General features: G+C 71.9%; 21 protein-coding genes. 10 read left to right on the top strand and 11 right to left on the bottom strand.

All coding sequences use genetic code 11. The features are described 5' to 3' along the window. The first annotated feature begins 14 nt into the window (after window positions 1–14). On the top strand, window positions 15–2,030 hold the full coding sequence (locus C1N81_RS19630; RefSeq protein ID WP_394430873.1) for an ATP-binding SpoIIE family protein phosphatase: 2,016 nt from the start codon (window positions 15–17) through the stop codon (window positions 2,028–2,030). 62 nt (window positions 2,031–2,092) lie between these two features. Here C1N81_RS19630 and C1N81_RS19635 read toward each other — a convergent pair whose 3' ends face one another. Then, a complete protein-coding gene (locus C1N81_RS19635; protein WP_394430875.1) occupies window positions 2,093–4,342 on the bottom strand; it encodes a transglycosylase domain-containing protein in 2,250 nt (749 codons plus the stop codon). Window positions 4,343–4,619: 277 nt separating this feature from the next. Between C1N81_RS19635 and C1N81_RS19640 the strand changes: the two genes are divergently transcribed. From C1N81_RS19640 to C1N81_RS19660, 5 genes are all read left to right on the top strand, one after another. Next, entirely contained in the window at window positions 4,620–5,555 is a 936-nt protein-coding gene (locus tag C1N81_RS19640) for an SPFH domain-containing protein (protein ID WP_394430877.1), read from the top strand. Beyond that, window positions 5,552–5,794: a hypothetical protein gene (locus C1N81_RS19645; protein ID WP_394430878.1), complete on the top strand. Its 243-nt coding sequence runs from the start codon at window positions 5,552–5,554 to the stop codon at window positions 5,792–5,794. The genes C1N81_RS19640 and C1N81_RS19645 overlap by 4 nt, the downstream gene beginning before the upstream one ends. 265 nt (window positions 5,795–6,059) lie before the next feature. After that, a complete protein-coding gene (locus C1N81_RS19650; protein ID WP_361080805.1) occupies window positions 6,060–6,587 on the top strand; it encodes a PadR family transcriptional regulator in 528 nt (175 codons plus the stop codon). Continuing rightward, on the top strand, window positions 6,584–7,270 hold the full coding sequence (locus C1N81_RS19655) for an ABC transporter ATP-binding protein (RefSeq protein WP_394430880.1): 687 nt from the start codon (window positions 6,584–6,586) through the stop codon (window positions 7,268–7,270). The genes C1N81_RS19650 and C1N81_RS19655 overlap by 4 nt, the downstream gene beginning before the upstream one ends. After that, the gene (locus tag C1N81_RS19660; protein ID WP_394430882.1) at window positions 7,267–9,648 is read left to right on the top strand and encodes an FtsX-like permease family protein; all 2,382 of its coding nucleotides are present in this window, start codon (window positions 7,267–7,269) and stop codon (window positions 9,646–9,648) included. The genes C1N81_RS19655 and C1N81_RS19660 overlap by 4 nt, the downstream gene beginning before the upstream one ends. A gap of 264 nt (window positions 9,649–9,912) precedes the next feature. Here the strand turns inward: C1N81_RS19660 and C1N81_RS19665 are convergent, their stop codons facing one another. The 10 genes from C1N81_RS19665 to C1N81_RS19710 form a co-directional block, all read right to left on the bottom strand. Beyond that, window positions 9,913–10,845 carry a LysR substrate-binding domain-containing protein gene (locus C1N81_RS19665; protein ID WP_394430884.1) on the bottom strand — a complete coding sequence of 311 codons (933 nt, stop codon included), beginning with the start codon at window positions 10,843–10,845 and terminating at the stop codon, window positions 9,913–9,915. Between the two features lie 37 nt (window positions 10,846–10,882). Beyond that, window positions 10,883–11,284 (bottom strand): holo-ACP synthase, encoded by a 402-nt coding sequence (locus tag C1N81_RS19670; RefSeq protein ID WP_394430886.1) that lies wholly within the window; start codon window positions 11,282–11,284, stop codon window positions 10,883–10,885. Next, entirely contained in the window at window positions 11,284–12,111 is an 828-nt protein-coding gene (locus C1N81_RS19675) for a beta-ketoacyl-[acyl-carrier-protein] synthase family protein (RefSeq protein ID WP_394430888.1), read from the bottom strand. The genes C1N81_RS19670 and C1N81_RS19675 overlap by 1 nt, the downstream gene beginning before the upstream one ends. Next, window positions 12,108–12,389, bottom strand: a complete 282-nt coding sequence (locus C1N81_RS19680; protein WP_394430890.1) for a phosphopantetheine-binding protein — start codon at window positions 12,387–12,389, stop codon at window positions 12,108–12,110. Before C1N81_RS19680 ends, C1N81_RS19675 begins: the two co-directional genes overlap by 4 nt. Beyond that, window positions 12,386–13,351, bottom strand: a complete 966-nt coding sequence (locus tag C1N81_RS19685) for a 3-oxoacyl-[acyl-carrier-protein] synthase III C-terminal domain-containing protein (protein WP_394430892.1) — start codon at window positions 13,349–13,351, stop codon at window positions 12,386–12,388. Before C1N81_RS19685 ends, C1N81_RS19680 begins: the two co-directional genes overlap by 4 nt. Beyond that, on the bottom strand, window positions 13,351–14,175 hold the full coding sequence (locus tag C1N81_RS19690) for a class I SAM-dependent methyltransferase (RefSeq protein WP_394430894.1): 825 nt from the start codon (window positions 14,173–14,175) through the stop codon (window positions 13,351–13,353). Before C1N81_RS19690 ends, C1N81_RS19685 begins: the two co-directional genes overlap by 1 nt. Before the next feature lie 119 nt (window positions 14,176–14,294). Then, the gene (locus C1N81_RS19695) at window positions 14,295–14,540 is read right to left on the bottom strand and encodes an acyl carrier protein (protein WP_394430896.1); all 246 of its coding nucleotides are present in this window, start codon (window positions 14,538–14,540) and stop codon (window positions 14,295–14,297) included. A 31-nt stretch (window positions 14,541–14,571) separates the two neighbouring features. Then, a complete protein-coding gene (locus C1N81_RS19700; protein WP_394430898.1) occupies window positions 14,572–15,018 on the bottom strand; it encodes a holo-ACP synthase in 447 nt (148 codons plus the stop codon). Further along, complete coding sequence (locus C1N81_RS19705) at window positions 15,008–15,847, bottom strand: class-II aminoacyl-tRNA synthetase family protein (RefSeq protein ID WP_394430900.1); 840 nt, start codon at window positions 15,845–15,847, stop codon at window positions 15,008–15,010. The genes C1N81_RS19700 and C1N81_RS19705 overlap by 11 nt, the downstream gene beginning before the upstream one ends. Next, window positions 15,844–16,719 carry a diiron oxygenase gene (locus C1N81_RS19710; RefSeq protein ID WP_394430902.1) on the bottom strand — a complete coding sequence of 292 codons (876 nt, stop codon included), beginning with the start codon at window positions 16,717–16,719 and terminating at the stop codon, window positions 15,844–15,846. The genes C1N81_RS19705 and C1N81_RS19710 overlap by 4 nt, the downstream gene beginning before the upstream one ends. Window positions 16,720–17,003: 284 nt before the next feature. Here C1N81_RS19710 and C1N81_RS19715 point away from each other — a divergent pair, with 284 nt between their 5' ends. The 4 genes from C1N81_RS19715 (at window position 17,004) to C1N81_RS19730 (ending at window position 24,681) form a co-directional block, all read left to right on the top strand. Then, a complete protein-coding gene (locus C1N81_RS19715) occupies window positions 17,004–20,582 on the top strand; it encodes a tetratricopeptide repeat protein (RefSeq protein ID WP_394430904.1) in 3,579 nt (1,192 codons plus the stop codon). A 335-nt stretch (window positions 20,583–20,917) separates the two neighbouring features. Beyond that, a complete protein-coding gene (locus C1N81_RS19720; protein ID WP_394430906.1) occupies window positions 20,918–21,508 on the top strand; it encodes a hypothetical protein in 591 nt (196 codons plus the stop codon). 51 nt (window positions 21,509–21,559) lie between these two features. After that, window positions 21,560–23,317, top strand: coding sequence for a condensation domain-containing protein (locus C1N81_RS19725; RefSeq protein WP_394430908.1), 1,758 nt, complete (start codon window positions 21,560–21,562; stop codon window positions 23,315–23,317). Continuing rightward, window positions 23,314–24,681 (top strand): MFS transporter, encoded by a 1,368-nt coding sequence (locus tag C1N81_RS19730; RefSeq protein ID WP_394430910.1) that lies wholly within the window; start codon window positions 23,314–23,316, stop codon window positions 24,679–24,681. The genes C1N81_RS19725 and C1N81_RS19730 overlap by 4 nt, the downstream gene beginning before the upstream one ends.

Consider the following 24,681-nt stretch of genomic DNA (forward strand, 5'->3'; position numbering starts at 1 on the left):
CGGATTCGACACGCGTGACGGAGTACCCGACCTCGCACGAAGGCCGCCATCACGGCACGGCGGCCCGCCCCGCCGATCCCCGCGGGGCCTTCCGGCGTGCCCCACAGGCCTCCGCGGCCCCGGCCGGTGACGGCCTGCCCCAGCAGCCGCGCCGCGCCCCCGCCGCCGCCATGCCCTCGGCGTCCGCGGACGCCGAGCACACGCAGCCGCAGGCGCCCTCCCCCGAGCCGGTGCGCCCCACGGGCCCGCCGGACGGCGGCGAGCGCCGCACCGGCGGCCAGCCGCGCCCCATCGGACAGCCCACGCCGATGCGGCGCGACGGCGACCGGCTGCGCTTCGTCGGTGCGGCGACCCGCCGTATCGCCCGCGGCATCGACCTCGACGAGATCGTGATGGGCCTGTGCCGGGCGACGGTGCCGACGTTCTCCGACGCGATACTGGTCTATCTGCGCGAGCCGCTGCCGGTCGGCGACGAGCGCCCGGCCGGGCCGATGGTGCTGCGTCTGCGCCGCACCGACCGCATCCCCGACGCCGTCGACGACACGGACACGGACGGCGTCGCCCCGCCCGCCACCGTCGTCGTCCCCCCGATCGAACTCGCGCCGGACAGCATCGAGTTGTGCGAGGTGCGGAACGGGGGCGCGCTCGCCGAGGTGCTGCGCGGCGTACGGCCCGTCTTCGCGGACTCCCCCGCGGCGCTCTCCGCGCTGCCCGAACTCCTCGGCAGCGACCGGTCGGTGCCGGTCGGGCGGCGCGCCATCCTGGCCCCGCTGCGCGGGCGCCGCCGGGTGATCGGCGCGGCGGTGTTCCTGCGCCACCCGAACCGGACCGCGTTCGACGGCGACGACCTCCTCGTCGCCGGACAGCTGGCCACGCACAGCGCGCTCGGCATCGACAAGGCGGTCCTGTACGGGCGCGAGGCGTACATCGCCGACGAGCTGCAGCGCACGATGCTGCCGGAGACGCTGCCCCGGCCGACCGGGGTGCGGCTCGCCTCGCGCTATCTGCCCGCCGCGGAGACCGCGCGCGTGGGCGGCGACTGGTACGACGCGATCCCGTTGCCCGGCAGCCGTGTCGCCCTCGTCGTCGGCGACGTCATGGGCCACTCCATGACCTCCGCCGCGATCATGGGCCAGTTGCGGACGACCGCCCAGACGCTCGCCGGGCTCGACCTGCCGCCGCAGGAGGTCCTGCACCACCTCGACGAACAGGCCCAGCGGCTCGGCACGGACCGCATGGCGACCTGCATGTACGCGGTCTACGACCCGGTCTCGCACCGCATCACCATCGCCAACGCCGGGCATCCGCCGCCCATCATGCTGCACCTGGGCGGGCGCGCCGAAGTCCTGCGCGTCCCGCCCGGAGCGCCGATCGGCGTGGGCGGCGTCGACTTCGAGGCCGTCGAACTGGACGCCCCGGCCGGCGCCACGCTGCTGCTCTACACCGACGGCCTGGTCGAATCGCGCCTGCGCGACGTCTGGACCGGCATAGAGCAGCTGCGGGAACGGCTCGCCGCCACCGCGCAGCTGACCGGGCCCGACCACCCGCCGCCGCTCGAAGCGCTCTGCGACGACGTGCTCGACATGCTCGGCCCCGGCGACCGGGACGACGACATCGCGCTGCTCGCCGCCCGCTTCGACGGGATCGCGCCGAGCGATGTGGCGTACTGGTTCCTCGACCCGGAGGACTCCGCGCCGGGGCGCGCCCGGCGCCTCGCCCGCAGCGCTCTGGCCCGCTGGGGCCTGGAGGAGATGACGGACTCCGTGGAGCTGCTGGTCAGCGAGGTCGTCACGAACGCGGTGCGGTACGCCTCACGGCCGATCACGCTGCGGCTGCTCCGCACCGACGTGCTGCGCTGCGAGGTCGGCGACGACGTGCCGCAGCTGCCGCGCCAGCGCCAGGCCCGCGCCACCGACGAGGGCGGCCGCGGCCTGTTCCTGGTGAATCGTCTCGCCCGGCGCTGGGGGGCGACGCGGCTCAGCACCGGCAAGGTGGTCTGGTTCGAGCTGGTGCGGCCCGCCGGGGGCTGACCGGTCCACATGCGTGAGGGGCCCCGAGAACCTGTCGTTCTCGGGGCCCCTCACGCATGTGCTCAGTTGCCGCCGGGGTCTCTGCCGTTGTCCAGGGCGTCGCCGCCCGGGTTCTCCGGGATGCCCCAGGACGACGAGGCCGAGTCGGAGGGCTCCGGCGGGCTGCTGCTCGTCGGCGGCTCGGACGGCGGGGTGCTGGACGGCGGCTGGGACGTCGTCGGCGGCGTCGAGGGGGGCGTCGACGAGGCCGGCGGGGTGCTCGGCGGCGCGGAGCTCGTGGGCGGCGCCGTGGGCGTCGTCATCGTCGGCGTGGGGGTCTCCACGGCCGCGCCCATGTCGGTGTCGAGGTCGAACGCGGCGGAGGTGCTGGAGGAGTTGAACGTGTACTGGGCCCAGATCTGGGCGGGGAAGCTGCCGCCGTCGACGCGGGGACGGCCACCGGCCCCGGCCATGGTGACCTGCTGGTTGGCCTCGGCCGTGCCCTGGGCGCCCTCACCGAACAGACCCACCGAGGTGACGAGGTCCGGGGTGTAGCCGGTGAACCATGCCGACCGGTTGTTGTCCGAGGTGCCGGTCTTGCCCGCGACCTTGCGGCCGTCGCGCGACGGGTTGTCGCGGACCGAGGTCTTCGCCGTACCGTCGTCGACCACGCCCGTCAGCACCGAGGTGACCGAGTCGGCGGCGGCGCGGCTGATGACCTGCTCGCCGATGGCGCTCTTGAGCTCGACCGGCTGGCCCTGCTTGGTCACCGACTTCACGATCTGCGGGGTGACCTGCTTGCCGTGGTTGTCGAGGGTGGCGTACACCCCGGCCATCTCCAGCGGGCTCGCGCCCATGGTGCCGAGGGTCTGCGCGTAGTACGGCTTGAGGTCGCTGTCGTCCATGCCGAGCTTCTTGGCCGTGGCCATGACCTTGTCCATGCCGACGTCGGCGCCCATCTGCGCGAAGACGGAGTTGACGGACTTGTTGGTCGCCGTCTGGACGGTGACGGGACCGTAGCTGCGCCGGTCCTCGTTGGGCGGCGCGAAACCGACCTTCTTGCCGTCCTCGACCACCGGCCGCCTGCTCGTGCCGTCGTAGATCGTGCTCGCCCTGATCGACGCACCGTCCTGCGTCGTGGCGTTGTTCTCCAGGGCGGCGGCCAGGATGATCGGCTTGAACGTGGAGGCGGGCTGGTAGTCGGTGCGCGTCGCGTTGTTGCGCCAGTGCTTGCTGATGCCGGCGCCGCCGTACATCGCGACGACCTTCCCGTTCTTCGGGTTCACGGAGACCGCGCCCGCCTGCACCCGCTTGTCCGCCTTGGTCCCGGACTTCAGCTTGTCCGTCAGCTGCTGCTGGACCGCCTTCTCCAGCTGCTTCTGCTTCTTGCGGTCGATGTTGAGGGTGACGGTGTAACCGCCCAGGTCGAACTGTTCCGAGGTGATGCCGAGGTCCTTGACGACCTCTTCCTTGGCGGCCTGGTAGAGGTACCCCTCCTGCCCCTGCAGCCCGGACACGGCCTTCGGCTCCTGCGGCACCGGGAACGTCAGGTCCTGGCGGTCGGCGGAGCTGATGCGGCCCATCTCGACCATGTTGTTCAGGACGTAGTTCCAGCGCTGCTTGACCAGCTTCTTGCCGGTGTCGGAGGCGACCGCCCAGTCGTACTGGTTGGGGGCCTGGAGGAGCGCCGCGAGGTACGCGCCCTGCGCGACGCTCAGCTTCTTGGCGTCGACGCCGTAGTAGGCCTGCGCCGCGGCCTGGATGCCCCACGCGCTGCGGCCGTAGTAGCTGGTGTTGATGTACCCGGCGAGGATCTCGTCCTTGGACTTCTTGCGGTCGACCTTGAGCGAGATGACCAGTTCCTTCAGCTTGCGCGTGACGGTCTGGTCCTGCGTGAGGTAGTAGTTCTTCACGTACTGCTGGGTGATCGTCGAACCACCCTGCTTGCCCTTGCCGGTGACCGTGTTGAGGACACCGCGGGCGGTGCCCTTCAGGTCGATGCCCTTGTCCTTGTAGAACGACTTGTTCTCGGCGGCCACGAAGGTCTGCTGGACCTCCTTGGGCACCTCGGACAGGTCGACTATCTCCCGGTTGACCTCGCCGGTACGGGCCATGGTGGTGCCGTCGCTGTACTTGTAGACATTGCTCTGCGCCTTGGCGTCCGGGTTGCCCTCGGGCACCTCGATCACCATGTACAGCACCACGAACGCGCCCATGACGAGCAGCACGAATCCGAAGAAGGCACCCAGAAGCTTCTTCCAGGTGAAGAAGCGGCGTATGCCCGACGGCCGCGTCGCGCGCTTGCGCGCCTTTCTCGCATCCGCTCGGCCCATGACCTCAGTCGCTCCGCTTCTCGTCCGTACCGCTTGTGATCAGTCGCGTCTTCCGGCGCTTCCGTGCTGAATCAGCTCATGAAGCTAACACCGCCACTAAAGGCAAAACCCTGCCCATCCGGTCATTTCCGGACGTGACAATCAGCACCCACCCCATGGGAACCGACGATCCAGGGTCGCCTATGGTTGCCGTACGCGGTAAAGTGATAGCACTTTGCTAGACGACGTTCGAGGCATCTCCGCCACGAAGCGCCAGCTCAGAGAGGTGGGACTCGCCATGACCGAGACCGACGCCACACCGGACGTGCCAGCGATGCCGAAGGCGCGTGTGCGCGAGTTCACGGCGCACAGCATCGGGGGCGGGCTCGCGCTGCTGCTCGGACTCCTCGGCCTGCTCGCCGGCGCGGCCCTGGTCGCCCTCGGCGGCGCGCTCACCTCGTCCGGCGGGGCGGTGCGGGCGGTCCTCATCACCGTCGGCATCGTCGTCGCCGTAGCGGCGTGCATCGCCATGGGCGGCCTGAACATGGTGGCGCCGGGCGAGGCCCGCGTCGTCCAGCTCTTCGGCCGCTACCGGGGCACCATCCGCGAGGACGGCCTGCGCTGGGTCAACCCGCTCACGTCGCGCACCAAGATCTCCACCCGCGTGCGCAACCACGAGACCGCCGTCCTCAAGGTCAACGACGCCTACGGCAACCCCATCGAGCTGGCCGCCGTCGTCGTCTGGAAGGTCGAGGACACCGCGCAGGCCACCTTCGAGGTCGACGACTTCCTGGAGTTCGTCTCCACCCAGACCGAGGCCGCCGTCCGGCACATCGCCATCGAGTACCCCTACGACGCGCACGACGAGGGCGGGCTCTCCCTGCGCGGCAACGCCGAGGAGATCACCGAGAAGCTCGCCGTCGAGCTCCACGCGCGCGTGGAGGCGGCCGGTGTCCAGATCATCGAATCCCGCTTCACGCATCTCGCGTACGCGCCCGAGATCGCGTCGGCCATGCTGCAGCGGCAGCAGGCCGGGGCGGTGGTCGCCGCGCGGCGGTTGATCGTGGACGGGGCCGTCGGGATGGTCGAGGACGCGGTCGCCCGGATCACCGAGCAGGACTTCGTCGCCCTCGACGAGGAGCGCAAGGCCGTCATGGTCAGCAACCTGCTGGTCGTGCTCTGCGGTGACCGTGCGGCGCAGCCGGTCCTCAACACGGGGACGCTCTACCAGTGACACCGCCACCGCCTCCGGCGCGTAAGCAGGTCCTGCTGCGGTTGGACCCGGCCGTGTACGAGGCGCTCGCCCGGTGGGCCGGGGACGAGTTGCGCTCGGCGAACGCGCAGATCGAGTTCCTGCTGCGCCGGGCGCTGGCCGAGGCGGGCCGGCTCCCCGGCTCGGCGGGCCCGATCCCCCGGCGGGGCCGCCCGCCCAGGAGCCCGGCCGAGGACGGCACGCCCCCACCCGACCACTGAGCCCGGCCACCCGCACAGTTCCCCGCACCCCCACGGAGCTGCGGCGAAGCCGCACGCTTCAGGGGCGCGGGGAACTGCGCGACCAGCCCCCACCGGCCCGCAGCCGAGAACCGGCCGGACGGGTGCCGCACGCAGTGCGCACCCCCAGGGGCGCGGGGAACTGCGCGACCAGCCCCCACCGGCCCGCAGCCGAGGGACATGCCCCCGCGAAGCCACACCGGGGCGGTATACACACCAGGTATACACACCGTGTACAGTCCTCCCCATGTCCATCGGTCACACCCTTCTTGGGCTTCTGGAAGCCGGGCCACGGCACGGCTACGACCTCAAGCGCACCTTCGACGAGACGTTCGGGCACGACAAGCCGCTGCACTACGGGCAGGTCTACTCGACCATGTCCCGCCTCCTGAAGAACGGCCTCGTCGAGGTCGACGGGATAGAGCCGGGCGGCGGCCCCGAGCGGAAGCGGTACGCGATCACCGAGGCCGGCGTCACGGACGTACGGCAGTGGCTCGCGACGCCGGAGAAGCCGGAGCCGTACCTTCAGTCGACCCTCTACACCAAGGTGGTCCTCGCGCTGCTCACCGAGCGCGACGCCGCCGAGATCCTCGACAGCCAGCGCGCCGAGCACCTGCGTCTGATGCGCATCCTCACGGACCGCAAGCGCAAGGGCGACCTCGCCGACCAGCTGATCTGCGATCACGCCCTGTTCCACCTGGAAGCCGACCTGCGCTGGCTGGAACTGACCGCCGCGCGCCTCGACAAGCTCGCCGCGGAGGTGCGCCCGTCATGACCCCCGCCGGATCCCTGCTCACCGCTCACGACCTGCGCAAGGCGTACGGGCCGACCCCGGCGCTCGACGGCGCCGCGTTCACCATCCATCCGGGCGAGATCGTCGCCGTCATGGGCCCCTCGGGCTCGGGCAAGTCGACGCTCCTGCACTGCCTCGCGGGCATCGTCACCCCGGACTCCGGGACGATCACGTACGACGGCCGCGACCTGACCGCGATGTCCGACGCCCAGCGCAGCGCCCTGCGCCGCACCGAGTTCGGCTTCGTCTTCCAGTTCGGCCAGCTGGTCCCCGAGCTGACCTGCGTCGAGAACGTGGCGCTCCCGCTGCGCCTGACCGGCGTCAAGCGCAAGGAGGCCGAGCGCCGGGCGGCCCGGTGGCTGGAGCGCCTGGAGGTCGAGGGGCTCGCGGGCAAGCGGCCCGGCGAGATCTCCGGCGGCCAGGGCCAGCGCGTCGCCGTGGCCCGCTCCCTGGTCACGAACCCGCGCGTGCTCTTCGCCGACGAGCCGACCGGCGCCCTCGACTCGCTCAACGGCGAGCGCGTCATGGAGCTGCTCACCGACGCGGCCCGCGGTTCGAACACCGCCGTCGTCCTCGTCACGCACGAGACGCGCGTCGCGGCCTACTCGGACCGCGAGATCGTCGTACGGGACGGCAAGTCGCGGGACATGGAGTTCATCGGATGACGCTCCTGGACGACCCCAAGAACCGCACCGCGCCACCCGCGCCCGGCGGCCCGTCGGGCCCCAAGGGCTGGCTGCGCGACCTCGGCCTCGGCATCCGCTTCGCCGTCTCGGGCGGCCGCGAGGGCTGGATCCGTACGCTGCTGACCGCGCTCGGCGTCGGTCTCGGCGTGGCCCTGCTGCTCGGCGCGGCGTCCGTGCCGACCCTGCTGAACCAGCGGGACGTGCGCGCCGACGCACGCCAGATGGGCGTCGGCACGGAGGGGCAGCTCGAGCGGAGCGACCGCACGATGCTCATGGTGGACGCCTCCTCCAGCTTCCGGGACGACTCGGTCGGCGGTTATCTGCTGCGCCCCGAGGGCCAGCACCCGCCGCTGCCGCCCGGCATCGACAAGCTGCCCGGCCCCGGCGAGATGGTGGTCTCGCCCGAGCTGAGGAAGGCGCTCGACGCCCCCGGCAACAAGCTCCTCAAGGAGCGCTACCCGTACCGCATCGTGGGCACGATCGGTGAGGCGGGCCTCGGCGACCCCTTCGAGAAGTACCTGTACATCGGCAGCGACAGCCTGAGCGCCGAACGCGACGCCTCCCGCGTCGACCACTTCGGCATGTCCTACGTGAGCGGGCCGCTCGACCCGGTCCTCATCGTCCTCATCGTCCTCGCCTGCGTCGTCCTGCTCGTACCGGTCGCCATCTTCATCGCGACGGCCGTACGGTTCGGCGGCGAGCGGCGCGACCGGCGCCTCGCCGCGCTGCGCCTGGTCGGCGCGGACGCGCGGATGACGCGCAGGATGGCGGCGGGCGAGGCCCTGTTCGGCACTCTGCTCGGGCTCGTGTGCGGGGCCGCCTTCCTCTTCGGCGGGCGGGAACTGCTCGGCGTGGTGAAGATCTGGCGGCTCTCGGCGTTCCCCTCGGACGTGACGCCGGTGCCCGCGCTCGCCGTGCTGATCCTGCTCGCGGTCCCCGTCGCTGCGGTCGCCGTGACCCTGTTCGCGCTGCGCTCGGTGACGATCGAACCGCTGGGCGTCGTCCGCAGCGGCCGCACCCGGGGCCGGCGGCTCTGGTGGCGGCTGCCCGTGCCGGTCTTCGGTGTGCTGCTCCTGCTGACGTCGGGTTCGGCGGACGCGGCGGGCACGATGGGCGTCGTCCAGATCTCGGCGGGCATCACGCTGACGCTGCTCGGTCTCGTCCTGCTCATGCCGTGGATCGTCGAGGCGGCCGTGCACCGGATGCGCGGCGGCCCCGTACCGTGGCAACTCGCCTCGCGCAGGCTCCAGTTGAGCAGCAACGCGGCGAGCCGCGCGGTCGCCGGGATCACCATCGCGGTGGCGGGCGGCATCGCCCTGCAGATGTTCACCGTCGGCATCAACGACGACTTCACCAAAACGACGAAGGAGGACCCGAGCCGGGCCCAGATCGGCGTCAACACCAGTGTCGGCGACGGGGAACTCGCCGAACGGATGGTGCGGGACTTCGGGACGACCAAGGGCGTCACGTCGGTGATCGGCACCGTGGACACGTGGGCCTCGGCGGCGGGTACCGATCCGGAGTCCGACGATGTCGCACACGTCGTGACGGTCTCCGTCGGCACCTGCTCCACCCTGCGTGAGCTGGCGAAACTGCCGTCCTGCCAGGACGGCGACACCTTCCGGGTCACGGGGTCCGACTACCCCGACGACGACACCGAGCTGACGAGGACCGCCAAGCCCGGCGCCGAGCTGATGCTCGGCGACGAGCCCTCCGACCGGTGGACGCTGCCCGCGAGGGCCCGGCTGGTCCACTCCCGTGTCGACCCCGGCGGCAAGCGCTTCGGCGGCATCCTCGCCACCCCGGCCGCCCTGGACGTGGCCAAGGTGGACGTCGCCTCGACGTCCGCGCAGATCCAGATCGACGACTCGGTGCCGGACGCGGTCGACTTCGTCCGCAACACCGCGTTCCGGCTCGACCCGGGGATGCGCGTGTGGAACTACCGGTCCGAGGAGCGCGACTCGGACTACGCGAGCATCCGCCGGGCCCTGTTCACCGCGGCCGCCCTGACGATGTCGCTCATCGCGGCGTCGATGCTCGTCTCCCAGATCGAGCAGCTCCGCGACCGCAAGCGGCTCCTCTCGGTCCTGGTCGCCTACGGCACCCGGCGCGCGACGCTGGCCTGGTCGGTCCTGTGGCAGACGGCGATCCCCGTCGCCCTCGGCATGGCGGTGGCGGTGAGCGGCGGGCTGCTCCTCGGGTGGCTGATGCTCCGCATGGTGAAGAAGCCCGTCACGGACTGGTTCCTGTTCCTGCCCCTGGCAGGGGTGGGCCTCGCGGCGATCGCCGCGGTGACCTTGCTGAGCATGCCGGCGCTTTGGCGCTTGATGCGGGCGGACGGTTTGCGCACGGAGTAGCTCGCGCTGGCCTGGGGGGTGTGCGGGCGGGTCCTTGGCGGGGCGCCGTGGGTGGTTGCTGACGGGTGCCGCGTGCGGGTCTCGTCGTGGCTGGTCGCGCAGTTCCCCGCGCCCCTGGGAGCTTGCGGCTTCGCCGCTGCTCCCAGGGGGACGGCACTGCGTGCGCCCCTGAGATGGCGCACGCAGTGCGCATCTCAGGGGCGCGGGGAACTGCGCGACCAGCCACGACGGTAGCCGCGCCAGTTCACCGGCAGGTTGAAGCTCTCAGCCCCGCACGACCCGAACCGGCAGATCTCGCAGAGCGCCCCGCAACGCCCCGGCCAGTTCCTCGTACTCCCCGGCCCGCGCGGCCCCCACCCGCATCGCGAGCGCGACCCGCCGCGTGGGCGCGGGCTCGGCGAAGTACCCGGTCAGCAACTGGCTGCTCCGGCTGGTCTCGACGGCCACGGCGGTTCGGGGCAGCAAGGTGACCCCGAGCCCGCCCGCGACCAGCTGCACGAGCGTGGCGAGCCCCGCCGCGGTGGTGGTGACGGGCGCGTCCGAGCGCCCGGCCTCCCGGCAGATGTCCAGCGCCTGGTCCCGCAGGCAGTGCCCTTCGTCGAGCAGCAGCAGGTTCAGCTCGCGCAGCGCTTCGCGCGGAATCCCCTCACGCCCGCCCAGCCAGTGGTCCAGCGGAGTGACGAGCACGAAGTCCTCGTCGAAGAGGGGGAGTTCGCTCACACCCGGTACTCCGAGCGGCACCGCGAGGAGCAGCAGGTCGAGCCGCCCGGCGGTGAGCCCCTCGACCAGCGACGCCGTCTGTTCCTCGTGCACCTGGAGGTCGAGCTCCGGGTACTTCTCGTGCACGAGCCGCAGCACGCTCGGCAGCAGGTAGGGCGCGACCGTCGGGATCACCCCGAGCCGCAGCGCCCCGGTGAACGGCGCCCGTACCGCCTCGGCCTCCTCCATGAGCGCGGAGACCTCGTCGAGCACGGCCCGCGCTCGTACGGCGATCCGCTCACCGGCGGGCGAGAGCAGCACTTTCCTCGTCGTGCGCTCGAGAAGGGTCACCCCGAGCGTCTCCTCCAGGGCGGAGACCGCCCCGGACAGCGCGGGCTGGCTCATCCCTATCGCGGCGGCCGCGTCCCGGAAGTGCAGATGCTCCGCGACCGCCCCGAACGCCCGTAGCTGCGCCAGACTGGGCGTCCTCTTTCTCACGGCCACTGATAGCCACCTCCGATCAACACGACCGAGTCTAGCCAGCTCCGCGATCAATCATGAACGCGTCGGGCAGCCCGAGCGCCAGGGCCATGACGAGGTTCCGCTTGTGCGTGATGGTCACGCTGATCCGGCGAACGCCCAGGTCGGCCGCGCGCTCGGCGGCCGTCCCGCTGAGCCGTACGGTGGGGGAACCGTCGTCCTCGCGCAGGACGGCCACCTGGCAGGGGCGTACTCCGCCCGCCATGCCGGTGCCGAGCACCTTCAGTACCGCCTCCTTCGCGGCGAACCGCCCGGCGAGGTACTCCCGGGCGCGATCGGGGCCGAACCCCTCGGCCGTGACCAGTTCCTCCGGCGCGTAGACGAAGGACCTGAACCAGTCGCGGCCGAGCAGTCGGTCCAGCTCGCCGAGGTGCAGCAGGTCGGCCCCGATCCACATCACTCGCCCTTGTCGCCCGCGGCCGTGAACACCGCGACGTGGGTGCGGCCGTCCCGCGGATCGGTGTCGCAGAGCACGACCTTGCGGTACGTGTCCTGCCACTGCCGCCAGTGGTCCGCCAGCTCCAGCCAGACGCTGGTGCAGTACGTCCCGGGCGCGGCGCGGTGCGTGGCGGCCCCGCCGGGTACCGCGACGTCCGCGACCCAGGGGCCGAGGACGAACAGCGTCCGCCGCGTGCCGCCCTCGCCGGCGCAGGCGTCGTCCGGCGTCGGCACGGTGGCGACCCGTTCGAGCCGCAGTCCCTGCCCGGCGCCGGAGCCGGTGCCTGCTCCGAGCACGAGCGCGGCCGCCGAGTCCCGCAACGGGGTGTCGTGGACCAGCGGGAACCGGGTCGGCAGTGTGGTCTGCTCCAGGACGGCGACGACCACGTCCGCGGCCCGCCCCGCGCGGTGGTACGCGGCGGCGATCCGCAATGCGGTGAAGGGAGCGGCGAGCCCTTGCTGGCCGATCGCGAAGTTGACCGCTTCGCCGCCCAGTCGCGCGGTCAGGTGCGGGGACACGGCGGTGAACGGCACGACGTCCGGCAGGGCGTGCGCGACGACGAGGAGCTGTGGCCTGCTCTCCCGGACTCCGTCGGCGTCCGCGAGCAGGTCGGCGAGCCGCTGGTGGGTGACGTGCGTACCGGCCCGCAGCAGGTCCTCGTCCGGCTTGGTGCCGAAGGGGACCAGCAGGTCCCGGAAGTACCCGAGGGCCGTCGTGTCGTCGGCCGGGGTTTCGCCCTGCGGCGCGCGCACCGTCGCCGCCGCTCCGATGGTCAGCTGCGTCATACCCCTACCTGCCCCGCGGTCAGCAGCCCCTCGACGTAGTCGGCGAAGGACCGGATGGTGCGCAGATGGTCGATGTCGAGCGTCTCCGGGTCGACCGCGGCGCCGGTGCTGTCCTCGACGAGCAGCAGCAGTTCGAGGACGGACGAGGAGTCGAGCCGCAGGTCGTCGAAGAGCCCGGTGTCCTCGGGCACCTCCCCGATCTGCCGCTCAAGGACTTCTTCCAGTGCCTCCTCGATGGCCGTAAGGACCCGGGCGCGGTCCGGCACTGTCCCGCTCACGCGCCGCCCTCCTTCCGATGAGTGATCACCATGGCCCCGAAGGTCGCGCCGAGGCCGACCGAGACCAGGACGTAGTGGGCGCCCTCGGTGAGCCGGCCCGCCTCGCGCAGGCTCGTGTAGTTGACGAACACGTCGGAGGCGAAGGTGTGGCTGTAGCGGGGAACGTTCTCCAGGAAGACCCGGTCGGCCGTCACGCCGAGCGCCTTGATGGTCTGGCGCCAGGCGAGCATGTTGACGTTGTGCGGAATGATCAGCTCGATGTCGTCGAGGACCAGGCCCGCGTCCGCCACCGCGCGGTTGATCACCTCGGCGATCCGGGGCCCGTACTGCTGGCCGAACTCGTTGTTCTGTTCCGCCGTCAGCTCCAGCCACCGGGCGTACTCGCCGAGCGTGCGGGTGGTGAACGCGCGGACCTGGTCCCCCTGCCCGTCGACGGTGACCAGGCAGGCCGCCGCCGCGTCGGCCATGATCGCCGTGTTCGGGATGTGCTGGACGACGGGCGAGTAGGCCCGCTCGCCCGTGACCATCAGGGCGTACGCGCTGTCGTCGCCCTCCGCACGCAGCAGTTCCCCCACCACGTCGATGGCGCCGAGGCTGGAGACGCACGCCTGGTGGCTGAGTCCGAACGCCTCGGTGCCGTCTGCGGCGAGCCCCAGTTCGTCCCGGACGACCTGGGCGACGTCCACGTCGGGCGGTGCGACCGCCTGTGTGGTGTGCGCGTAGACGAGGTAGGCGAGCCTGCCGCCCTCGGGCAGTGCCTCAAGGGCACGCCGTGCGGCAGGCCGCACCAGGTCGAAGAGGCTGACGTCGGGGTCGAAGCGGAGTGTGTCCAGGCCGTAGAACTTGCGGAACACCCCGAGTTCGGCCCTGCGCAGCCCGAGGTGCTCACCCAGTTCCTCAATGCGCAGGCTGCGTTCGGGCAGATGGGATTCGATGCGCTCCAGCGTGGTGTGACCGCCCATCAGCGGGCGGCGATCTCTGCGCGGATCAGCCACAGGCGGTTGGCGCCGCGCCTGCTCCTCGGCTGGGTCTCGTACGGCCAGCGGCCCTCGCCCGCGCCGGGGGCGCCCGGCTCCCGTACGTCGGTCGCCTTCCAGCCGTTGGCCTCGATGAACTCCTCCGGCTGGTCGGTGCCGAAGATCCACGGCGTGCCGTCGGCGGCCAGGGTGTCCATGAAGGGCTTGGAGAAGGGGCTGCGCAGCAGGGTCTTGCCGAGGATGTCGAAGGAGAGCCTGCTGCCGGGCGCGGATGCGGAGGCCAGCAGCTGGAGCAGGCCCGCCGCCTGGTCCTCGGTGAGGAAGAAGGTGAGTGCCTCGGCGATCCACAGCGTGGGCCGGGACCGGTCGAACCCCGCGGCCTCCAGCTCCGGCAGCCACTCCTGGGTGAGATCGGCGGAGACCTCGCGGCGGTCGGTGCGGGGCTCGGCACCGAGCGCGTCCAGGCGCCGGCGCTTCTCCGCGATGAGGGGGGCGTGATCCACCTCGTAGACCTCGACGCCGTCGGGCCACTCCAGGCGGAAGGCCCGGGTGTCCATGCCCGCGGCGATCAGGACCACCTGCTGGATGTCGCTCTCGGCGAGCGTGGTCCGGATGCTGTCGTCGAGGAACCTGGTGCGGATGGAGATGAACGGCAGGAGTCCGCCGCCCTGGTAGCGCTCGATGAGCTCGAAGCCCTTGGGCTCCGCCAGTTGCCGGGCGAACGGATCGCGGTAGAGGGCGTCGTCCCGCTCGGATTCCAGCGCTCGGGCGGCGGCCATCCATTGGGCCGTGTAGGAGACTGCGTGCATGATGCGCCTCTTCGGGGTCGAAAGGGGTCGGGAGGGGTCGAGAGGGGTCGAGAGGGGTCGGGAGGGGTCGAAAGGGATCGGCGATGCGGCCGGGCAGGCGGCAGGTGGCAGGTGGCAGGTCAGGCGAAGAACGCCCGCTGGATGGTGGCGAGGGACTGGAAGTCCTCGATGTCGATGGCGTCGAAGTCGATCTCGGTGCCGCTCGCGTCCTCGATCGTGTAGACCAGTTCGACGAAGGAGAGCGAGTCGACCAGCCGGTTCTCGATGATGTTGACGTCCATGGCCAGCTCGGTACGGCCTTCGTGCCGCCCGAGGATCCAGGCCCTGACCTTGTCGATGCCGGTGGAAGTGGCGACGGAACCCATGGGAGTCCTCTCGGGGTTGTGGAGTGGGATGTCAGCCGGGGAAGGTGTGCGGCGCCCCGGCGGGAGCAACGGTCACCGCAGCGGCGACCGCGACGGCGAACCCGCCGTCGTGGCTGATGCTGACGTCGATCGGGCCGAGTCCGGCCCGGAGCGCGAGCCGGGCGGCGCGGCCGGTGAGCCGCACGTACGGTTTGCCGCCGGTGCCGCGCAGGATCTGGATGCCGGACCAGGGCAGCGGCTGTCCGGCGGAGCCGAGCAGTTTGAAGACGGCCTCCTTGGCGGCGATGCGCCCGGCGAGCGCCGACGGGTCGGGGCCGCTGCCGGGGTCCGGGCTCGACAGCGCCAGCTCCTCGTCGGTGACCATCCGGCGCAGGGCGGGCGCCGACTCGGCGGTGAGCAGGGCGGGGATCCGGGAGAGCGGGACGAGGTCGACGCCGATGCGCGGGAGGCCGGGGGCCTCCGCGGTGTCAGCCCGCATCGGTGGCGGCCGCGTGCACGGCGTCCAGGGCCGCGTCCAGGTCGTCGTCGAACCGCGTGGACAGCACGGCCAGCCAGCGTTCCAGGCCGAAGGCGACGCAGGAGGTGAAGGCGTGTGCGCCGGAGGCGAGGGTGATGCCGCAGCGTTCACCGAAGAAGTTGCGGTGGCTGTTGACCGAGGCGATCGCCAGGTCCCCGTACTGGAACTCGTATTTGACCGGGCTGAGTTTGGCCAGCAGGGCGCGGGCGCCGTCGTTGCGGAAGAAGGGGTCGGTGGCGGCCTCCTTGACCAGGCCGAGGCCGAGCGCCTCGGAGAAGCGCAGGATGCGTTCGGTGGAGCGGGCGATGACCTGCTGGGTGTGCTCGTAGCTGCCCAGGGCGACGATCTCGCGCATCTGGAAGCTGGCCAGGCGCCGCAGCCCTCCGTAGTGGTCCTCGTTGCGGAAACACCGGTTGACGAGCGTCACCAGGGTGTCGTCGGCGACCTGGCCCCCCTCGTGGAAGAGGTAGGCGCCGTAGCAGGTCGCGTGCGGCAGGCCGTAGCGCGCCTCCCGCAGGCCGGCCCGGTCGAAGGCGCCGTCCACCGGCTTGGCCTCCCCCGTCTCCAGGTCCAGGGAGCCTGCCACCCATGCCAGGTGCGGGAAGTTGTCGTAGACGTCGAACTTCTCCAGGTCGGTGACCGGGTACAGCGGGGGCGGGCTGATCTCGTCCGCGCCGGCGGCAAGGCCCCAGCGTGCGAAGGTCCGGTCCAACTCCCTGAGCAGCAGGGTCTCCTTGGGACCGAGGATGGCCAGGGCCTGCTCGCCCCTGCTTCCGGTCAGCCGGTTCATCGGATGATCCCCGTCTTCTGGAGGAACTTGGCCGTCTTGCGGAACGTCTGCTCCTCGGCGCGGACCCGGGCCGGTGAGGCGAGCAGTTCGCGGCGCACTCCGTGCGGGTCGTCGAGCCCGGCGTCGCGGTAGACCTGCGGGTGGTAGAGGGACTCGAAACTGTGGGTCATGTAGCGGCGCAGGTAGGCCGAGATCGCCGCGAGGTCCTCGTCGGTCGCCGTCTTGCGCACTTCCTGGAAGAGCAGCTGGACCAGTTCGCGGCCGAAGGCGATGTGCCGGGACTCGTCCTGGTGGTGGATGCGGTTGATGGCGCGGATCGTCTCGTGCAGCCGCTGGTCGGCCGCCATCGTCGCGTTGAAGTGGTCCACCAGCTCTTCGAAGATCATGATTCGGGCGAAGACGAGAAGGTTCTCCACCGCGGCGGACGAGGCGGGCGCGGCCGCGGCGCCGGCCGGCTGGCGGTAGATCTTGCCGTTGCCGTAGCGCAGGCAGAACTCCGCGAAGAACCACATGTGCTCGTTCTCTTCACCGATGAAGTGGTGAAAGAACTCCGAGGGCGTCTCGAACCCCGCCGTGTGGATGCGGTTGACGACTTCGACGAGGAGTTCCCGGATGCCGTGCACATTGAGGCTGTAGAAGTTGATGCTCTCGTAGCGGGAGAGTTTGTGAGCCTGTTCAGGATCGAGCCGCTCCGCCACTTCCGTGCCGTACGTGGTGACGAGTTCCGGGCTCATCCACCACATGTCATCGGGGAGCCGGTCCGGCCACTCGAAGAGCCGGTACGGGTTGTAGTAGTCGTCGACGGACTTGGCGCTGAGACGGCCCAGAATTCCCTGGAACCGCTCGCTGCGCTCGATGACCTCGCTGACCATGAGCAGATGACCTCCGTTCGCCGCGGGTGCCGCGTCGCCACAGAAGCTAGGTCGGCGCCGGAAAGGCTTTCAACGCCCGAAAGCGGCCTGGCCTGGTTCGGACACCGATCGTTTCAGGCCAGCCGACGTTTTTTGATCGGCAAGCGCCGTTCACTCGTCACACCCCTCCCCTACCATTAGTCGATTGGCCTTCGGTCGGGGTGATTTGACGCGGGTGCACCTGTTTAGGCATTTCGCTCCGACCACTGCTTCGGAATCGCCGACGTGCATAGACGGGGGACCTTGTGGAGAGGCAGTTCTCAGCGGAGAAAAGAATTTCGCAGGAACCCTCAGAAATCGTTCCCGCGTCCGTCGGAGCCTGGATCCAGAAACTGCGCAAGCGCGCCCTGATGGGGCAGCAGGAGCTGGCGGAGAGAGCCGGGATGAGTACGCGCGCGCTCCGTGACATCGAGCGGGGCCGGGTCCAGCAGCCCCAGTTGCGCACGATGCAGCGCCTTGTCGCCGCCCTGGGGCTCACCGACGACGAGGCGGCCGCCCTGCACTCCGCCGCGCGGGGGGACGCGTCCCAGGGCGGCAGGCGGCTGCGGTTCCTGGTCCTGGGCACGCTCGCGGTGCAGCGCGGCGAGAGCGAGGTGGTGATCGCGCGCCCGATGCTGCGGCGGATCGTCGGTCTGCTGGTGCTCAAGCACCCGCACCCGGTCACCCAGCGGGAGCTGGTGGACACCCTGTGGCCGTCCGGGCCGCCCCACTCCTACCAGAGCCTGATCCACACCTACATCAGTCAGGTGCGCCAGAGCCTCAAGCCGGACACGTCACGTTCCACGGCCCCCGGAGTGGACCGTGTGCCCGGCGGATACGTGCTGAAGGTCGACCAGAGCCAGACGGACCTGGGCCGCTTCCAGGAGCTGGTGGCCCGGGCGAAGCGCTCCCAGAGCGCGGGCTCCCGCGAACTCGCCTACGAGTCCCTGACCGCCGCGCTGCAGTGCTGGCGCGGTCCGCTGCTCGCGGACATGGACCCCGCGCTGCACCAGCATCCGAGCGCCGTCGCCGTCACGGAGAGCCGCACCGAGGCCGCCCTCCTCCACGCCGACCTGGCCCTGGAACTCGGCCGCCCCGAGCAGTCGGTACGGCTGCTGTGGGCCGTCGCCGGCAACGACCCGCTGCACGAGGGCGTGCACGCCCGGCTGATGCTCACGCTGGCGGCCTGCGGTGAACAGGCCGCCGCGCTCAAGGTGTTCACCGCCTTCCGCGACCGCCTCGACGACCAGCTCGGCATCTCCCCGAGCGACGAGATCCGCGACGCCCACCTGCGGATCCTGCGCCAGCAACTGCCCCGCCCCGAGCGCGGCCCGGACGCGGCGCCCGCCGCCGACCGGCCGGCCGCGTCCCGCCCCGCCCAACTGCCGTACGGGACCTCCTGGTACACCGGCCGCGACCGGCAGATGCACGAGCTCGACGCGCTGCTCAACGACGACCCGGCCGAGCGCATCCCCATCATGACCGTGGTCGGCCCGCCCGGTGTCGGCAAGACGGCCCTCGCACTGCACTGGGCCCATGCCCATCGCGGCCACTTCCCCGACGGGCAGCTGTTCGTGAACCTCCAGGGGCATTCGCTGCTGCCCGCCCTGCGCCCCGTGGACGTCCTGGCCCGCTTCCTGCGCTCCCTGGGCGTGCCGCCCGGGCAGGTGCCGCCCAGCGAGGACGAGGCGGCCGCGCTCCTGCGCACCATGCTCGCGGGCAAGCGGATGCTCGTCGTGCTGGACAACGCCGTGGATGTCGCCCAGGTCCGCCCGCTGCTGCCGGGCGGCGGTGACTGCAGGACCCTGATCACCAGCCGCACCCAGCTCTCGGGCCTGATCGCGGGCGACGGGGCCCGGCCCCTCAGCCTCGACGTACTGAACCTGAGCGAATCCCACTCGCTGCTCACCCGCATCCTCGGCGAGCAGCGCGTGGCCGCCGAGCCCGATGCCGTGGTCGAGCTGGCCCGGCTGTGCAGCTGGCTGCCGCTGGCCATCCGCATCGCCGGGGCCAACCTCATCGCCAACGGAACCGCGGGCGTGGCGGAGTACTGCGCGGAGCTGGCGAGCGGCAACCTCCTCAACAGGCTCCAGGTGGAGGGCGACGAGCGGTCCGCGGTACGGGCGGCCTTCCGCCTCTCCTACCAGGCCCTGTCCGAGCCCGCCCGCCGCATGTTCCGGCTGTTCGGTCTCGTCCCGGGCCCCGACCTCACCCTGCGGGGGGCCGCGGCCCTGATCGGCGCGGACCCCGTCGAGGCCGCCTCGCTGCTCGGCGCGCTGGCCCACGCCCACCTGGTCCAGGAGCCGGAAGCGGGCCGGTTCGGCATGCACGACCTGTTGCGCTCCTACGCCCGTGAACTGGTCGCGGACGACGAGGCGGAGGCGCAACGGCGGCTGTTCGACTGGTACACGCGTGGCGTGGAGGCCGCGGCCCTGGTCCTGTACCCCGAGGACCCGGCGCTGGGGCTGCACGCGGACGACGGGAGCGCCGACGGGACGGTCTTCGCCGACGCCGCCCGCGCGACGGAGTGGCTGGAGAGCGAGCGCGAGAACCTGATCGGCGCCGTCCTGTTCGCGGCCGGGTCCGGGGCGCACCGCAGCGCATGGCGGCTGGCGGGAGCCCTGTACGGCTTCCTCGCGCAGGGCACGTACACCACCGAGTGCCTGGCGGTCGCGGAGGCGGGGTTCGCGGCCGCCACGGCCGACGGCGCCCCTCGCGCCATGTCGGCGGCCCGGCTGAAACTCGCCGACTGCCATTGGGCGCAAGGGCACAACGCGGCCGCGGAGGAGCAGTACACCGACGCGCTGCGGCTGGCCACGGAGGCCGGCTGGGCCGACGGGCAGGCGGCCGCGCTGCGCCGGATCGGCGCCGTGCACCAGGAGAACGGGGCCATGAGCACGGCGTCCGAGCTGTTCTCGCAGGCCCGCGAACTCACCGGCGGAACCGCGGGGGCGGGCGCGGCCGACGACCTGATGAACCTGGGGCTGATCTGCTGGAAACTGGGGCGGCTCCAGGATGCCGTGGTCCACTACACGCAGGCCGCCGGGCTCTTCGGCCGGCTGGGTTCGCTCAGCGGCGAGGCCATCTCGCGCACGAACCTCGGCATCGTCTACCGCGCCATGGGCCGCCCCCGGACCGCGATCCAGGTGATGAGCGAGGCCCTGCACGTCCATACGCGCAGCGGCAACAAGACGAGCGAGACCGTGGCGCTGAGCTGTCTTTCGTCGGCCCACTCGGATGTGGGCGACCATGAGGCGGGGGCCCGTCTGGCGCGCTCCGCGCTCGCCTCGGCCCGGTCCCTGCGCAACCGCCGCCTCGAGGCCAACGCGCACTTCTCGATGGGCGCGGCCCAGGAGCGGGCCGGGGACCCGGAGGCGGCCGCCGACAGCTACCGGAGGGCGCTCCATCTGGCCGAGGTGGTCAACGACCGCTATCCGCAGGTCTACGCGCTGATCGGGCTCGCCATGATGCGCTTGCGCCTGGGCCGTCCCGACGAGGCGCTCTCCGTCGCCGCTCGCGCCCTGTCCCTCGCGCGGGAGGCCGAGTTCCGGCTCCTGGAGGCGTCCGCGCTCCATGTCCTGGCCCAGGTGCGGGTCGTCCTCGGCGATCCGTCGCCGGCCCTCGACGACGCCGGACGGGCGCTCGCCCTGCACCGTGAGACGGGGCACCGGCCCGGCGAGGCGCGCAGTCATCTCGCGCTCGGCAGCGCGTACCGGGCGCTCGGCGACCCGGGCCGGGCCTTCGGGCACTGGCGCCAGGCGTTCCTGCTCTTCCGCGACATGGGGGTGACGGGCTTCAGGGACCTGCGGGCGGTGGCCACCAAAGACGCCGCATCCCGTTCCTGAGCACCTTCGTCCGACCGGGCCTCCTGAGCACCTTCGTCCGGCCGGGGCTTCCCGAGCACCTTCGTCCGGCCGGGGCAGGCCTCGGCGACTACCGGCAGAGGAATTGCGATTTCTGCCGCCCTCGGTGGGGCCGCCCGTCCCCGGATCCGCGTCGCCGCAGGCCAGGGCCGCTTCTTCCGCCGCGAGCCGGCAAGACGCGCACCGCTCCCCCGCTATGGCGCGGCTCTGGCCGGACGGGCAACCGGCCTCCGTACGCTCCTCGGACAGGTACAGACCATTGAGTCGCAGAGCGTTTCGCCGTACGCGCATCCATCGCACTCCACTGAAGGAGCACCATGGACATCACCTCTGCCACACGGCCCGGGGACGGCCTCGGCAACGAAGACATCGTCATCGCGGGCGGCCACGTCGCCGTCCTGGTGAGCCTGGTCGATCCGCGGACCGGCGGACACCCACCGGCGCGGGAGATCTGCGCCCGGCTGACGGGCAGCCTGCTCCAGGACACCGGCACACCGCTGCGCGAGTTGCTGTCCAAGGCCCTCGGCCCGCGGGCGGAGCCCCCCGCGGCCCTCTCGGTCGCCGTCGCCCGCTCCCGTGCGGGACATGTGGACCTGCTCCTCCAGGGCGATGCGGCGGTGCTCATCCAGTTCCCGGACCTGACGGTCAACGAGATGGCGCACGGCGGCCGCCCCGGTGGCCCGCTGATCGCCAGCCTGCCCGCGTCGGAGGCCCGCCGCGTCTGTCTGCTGTCCGACGGCGCACGGACGTCGGCCGGCCGGTGCGGCTGGGACCGTCGCCGCATCCTCGACCACGTGGCGGCGGAGGGCCCCGACGCCTTCCTGGCGAAGATGCGGGCCGCCGCGCCGGGAACGTCCTCCGGCCCGGCTCCCCTCCCCGGAGCGGCTGTGGCGCTCTGCTCCGCGTGAGCCGGCCGGCTCACCCCGTTCCAGGACCTACTCCCACCCGAGGTGTCTCCCTTGACGCAGTTCGCAGTGGCCTTCTCCGGGCTCTCCAGCCGCTCCGGCCCCCTCTCCTTCGGACACTCCAACATCCTGCGCGCCATCACCATCGACGACGATCCGACCAGACTCAACCTGGCCATGGTCTTCGACGCCCCCGCCGACGGCGGACTCGACCGCGTGGCCGAGCAGTTGCACACGCTCGTCGCACGCCACGAGTCGCTGCGCACCACCTACCGGCCGGGCACCCCCGTCACCCAGCACGTGGCGGGCGAGGGCACGCTGACCGTGGAGGTGGTCGACGGCGGCCCCGACCCGTTGCCGGCCGCCGAGCGCACCGCGCGCCGGATGCGCTCCGACGTCTTCGACCTGAGCGCGGACCTTCCCTTCAGGGTCGCCGTGGTCACCGCGGACGGCGCACCGCTCCATCTCGTGTGGGTGGTCTCGCACGCCGCGATGGACGTGGCCGCCTGCGAGGTCCTGCACGCGGAGTGGCACGCCCTGTCCCGGGGCGAACCGCTGCCCCGGCCACCGGCGCTGGAACCCGTCGACGTCGTGGAGCTGGAGCGGACGCCCTCCGTCAAGCGGCTCGGCGAAGGCGCCGTGCGGTACTGGGCGGCGCGGATCGGCGAGGTGCCGCAGGCGATGTTCACGCTGTCGCACCGAACCCCCGCGAAGAACGACTGGCTGCACCCGGGTCTCCACATCCGCTCACGGACCGCCCCCGCACAGCTGGAGGCCATCGCGGAGCGTACGGGCGCCAGCGCGTCCGCCGTGGCCCTCGCGGCGCTCACCGTGCTGATCGGCCACCGCACCCGCAACGCGTCCGTGGTCACCACCTCCCTCTCGGGCAACCGGGTCGTCCGCAAGCTGCACGGGTTCTTCGGCTCGCTCGCGCAGGACGCCCTGCTGCCGGTCGACCTCACCGGGCTCGACACCTTCGACGACGTGGTCCGCCAGGTGCGCTCCGCCGCCCTCCCCGCCTACCGGCACAGCTGGTTCGACCCCACCGCCGTCTGGCAGGTCATCAACGGGACCAGCGCGCAGCGCGGCATCAGCTTCGCCCGCGACTTGGTCTTCAACGACATGAGCGCGCTGGCCGCCGCGGCCGGTTCGCCCGAGCCGTCCGCGCTCGGACGGCTGCCCGGCGTCTGGATACCCGGCCACCAGGCCCCGTACGAGCCGGACCCGGAGTTGGACGGCAGCCTCACCTGGCTGCCCGCCGAGGACATCCCCTGCCGGTTCTTCAGCTGCCTGTACCGGCTGGAGGAGGAGTTCGAGCTGACGCTCTGGATCGACCCCTGCGTCCTGGACAAGGGCGAGGCGGAGGAGTTCGGGCGCGCGCTGCTGCGACTCCTGCGCGCCGCCGCCGCGAGCGAACTGCCGCTCGCCGGGCTGACGTCCCTGACCACCCTGGAACCCGTCGGCCGGGACGAGGACTGGTACCTGAGCGACCGCTCGTGGATCGAGCTGGACGCCGTGCGCGACCTGCTCTCCGAGGTCGTCGGGGACAGTCCGCACCTGGTCACCACCGAGCCCGACGAGCGGCTCGGCCACCGCCTGGTGTGCCACCTCGTCGCGCCGACCGCACCGGAGTCCGTCCACGAACGCACCCTGGTGGCGCTCCCCGGGCGGGTCACCGCCATGGCCCCGCACCGCTATCTGGTGCATCCGGTCGCGCCGCCCGCCGACCGTGTCGGCGACCCGGCGGCGTGGGAGTCCCTCCCCGTCATCGCGGACGCCTCCGGACGCACCGAAGGACGTGAGAGCGCATGAGCACCACGACTGGTTCGCCCGCGGGAGGAGCGCCGGACGGCGTTCCGGCGAGCGAGGCGGACCCGGCCGCCGGACCCTCCACGACCCGGGGACCCTCCACGACCCCGGGGCCCGCCAAGGCCCCGGAGCGCGGGACCTCCGTGTGGACGACCAACTTCCGGCTCTACTTCGGTGCGCGGACCGGCTCGCTGCTGGGCGACGCGATGCTCCCGGTGGCGCTGTCGGTGGGCCTGATCGACGCCGGGTACGGATCATCGGGCGTCGGCTACGCGCTCGGCGCGTGGATGGCCGCACTCGCGCTGTGCATGCTCTTCGGCGGCGTACTGGCCGACCGCTTCACGCCCCGCCGGATGATGGTGCTCGCGGACCTGGCCCGGCTGGCCATCCAGGCGGGCATGGCGGTCATGTTCGCCACCGGGTCGACCTCCCTGGCCGGGGTCGTCGCCCTGCAGTTCCTCAGCGGTGCCGCCACGGCGCTGTTCCAGCCCGGCGTGGCGAGCATGGTTCCGCAGGTCGCGACGGACGTCCAGCGGGCCAACGGGGTGCTCAGGGTCGCGGAGTCGGTGGCCGGCGTCCTCGGCCCGGCGCTCGCGGGACTCCTGGTCAGTTTCTCGGGCCCGGGCACCGTCTTCGCCATCTACGCGGCGACGTACGCGCTGAGCGCCGGATGCCTCTTCGCCCTCCGCCTCGAAGCGGCCTCGGACACCGAGGCCGGGGCGGAGTCGTTCCTGCGCCAACTGGCGACCGGCTGGCACGAGTTCACGTCCCGCCCCTGGCTGTGGGGCGTCATCTCCATCTTCCTGCTGTACGGGTGCTTCGTGGCCGGCGTCTCCCTGCCGGTCGGCGCCGACCTCGTCGTGAGCGACCTGGGCTCCGGCGCGCTCGGCATCGGCATGGCGGCCTTCGGCGCGGGCGGAGTGCTCGGCGGCTTCGTGGCGATCAAGGTGCGCAGTGAACGGCCGCTGGCCGCGGGCTCGCTCGGCTGGGCGCTGTTCGCCCTGTACCCGGTGATGCCCGCGCTGCGGCCGGGCATCGTCCCGCTCTCGGTCGGCTGGGCCCTGGCCGGTGCGGGGCTTGCCTACTGGTCGGTCATCTGGGCCACGACGGTGCAGACCCAGATCCCCGCCGAACTGCTCAACCGCGTCTACGCGTACGACGTCGCCGGATCGCTCACCTCCATGGCGCTGGGCCGCTCGCTGGCCGGCCCGCTGGCCTCCGTGACCGGGCAGCGCACGCTCATGGTGCTCGCGACAGCGCTCGGCCTGGCCTGCACCGCACTCCTGCTCGCGGTCCCGGCCATCCGGGGGCTGCGCGCGGTTCAGGCCGGTACCGCCCTGAACGAGACCGAGAAACAGAGGGGTTGA

The sequence above is a fragment of the Streptomyces sp. SGAir0957 genome, from assembly GCF_043523415.1.

Excerpts from the sequence above, each read along its gene's own strand:
- C1N81_RS19635 (WP_394430875.1), bottom strand. The coding sequence starts at position 4,342 with ATGGGCCGAGCGGATGCGAGAAAGGCGCGCAAGCGCGCGACGCGGCCG.
- C1N81_RS19690 (WP_394430894.1), bottom strand. The coding sequence starts at position 14,175 with ATGCACGCAGTCTCCTACACGGCCCAATGGATGGCCGCCGCCCGAGCG.
- C1N81_RS19685 (WP_394430892.1), bottom strand. The coding sequence starts at position 13,351 with ATGGGCGGTCACACCACGCTGGAGCGCATCGAATCCCATCTGCCCGAA.
- C1N81_RS19655 (WP_394430880.1), top strand. The coding sequence starts at position 6,584 with ATGACCCCCGCCGGATCCCTGCTCACCGCTCACGACCTGCGCAAGGCG.
- C1N81_RS19730 (WP_394430910.1), top strand. The coding sequence starts at position 23,314 with ATGAGCACCACGACTGGTTCGCCCGCGGGAGGAGCGCCGGACGGCGTT.
- C1N81_RS19705 (WP_394430900.1), bottom strand. The coding sequence starts at position 15,847 with ATGAACCGGCTGACCGGAAGCAGGGGCGAGCAGGCCCTGGCCATCCTC.
- C1N81_RS19720 (WP_394430906.1), top strand. The coding sequence starts at position 20,918 with ATGGACATCACCTCTGCCACACGGCCCGGGGACGGCCTCGGCAACGAA.
- C1N81_RS19695 (WP_394430896.1), bottom strand. The coding sequence starts at position 14,540 with ATGGGTTCCGTCGCCACTTCCACCGGCATCGACAAGGTCAGGGCCTGG.
- C1N81_RS19660 (WP_394430882.1), top strand. The coding sequence starts at position 7,267 with ATGACGCTCCTGGACGACCCCAAGAACCGCACCGCGCCACCCGCGCCC.
- C1N81_RS19640 (WP_394430877.1), top strand. The coding sequence starts at position 4,620 with ATGACCGAGACCGACGCCACACCGGACGTGCCAGCGATGCCGAAGGCG.
- C1N81_RS19670 (WP_394430886.1), bottom strand. The coding sequence starts at position 11,284 with ATGTGGATCGGGGCCGACCTGCTGCACCTCGGCGAGCTGGACCGACTG.
- C1N81_RS19710 (WP_394430902.1), bottom strand. The coding sequence starts at position 16,719 with ATGGTCAGCGAGGTCATCGAGCGCAGCGAGCGGTTCCAGGGAATTCTG.
- C1N81_RS19675 (WP_394430888.1), bottom strand. The coding sequence starts at position 12,111 with ATGACGCAGCTGACCATCGGAGCGGCGGCGACGGTGCGCGCGCCGCAG.
- C1N81_RS19650 (WP_361080805.1), top strand. The coding sequence starts at position 6,060 with ATGTCCATCGGTCACACCCTTCTTGGGCTTCTGGAAGCCGGGCCACGG.
- C1N81_RS19700 (WP_394430898.1), bottom strand. The coding sequence starts at position 15,018 with ATGCGGGCTGACACCGCGGAGGCCCCCGGCCTCCCGCGCATCGGCGTC.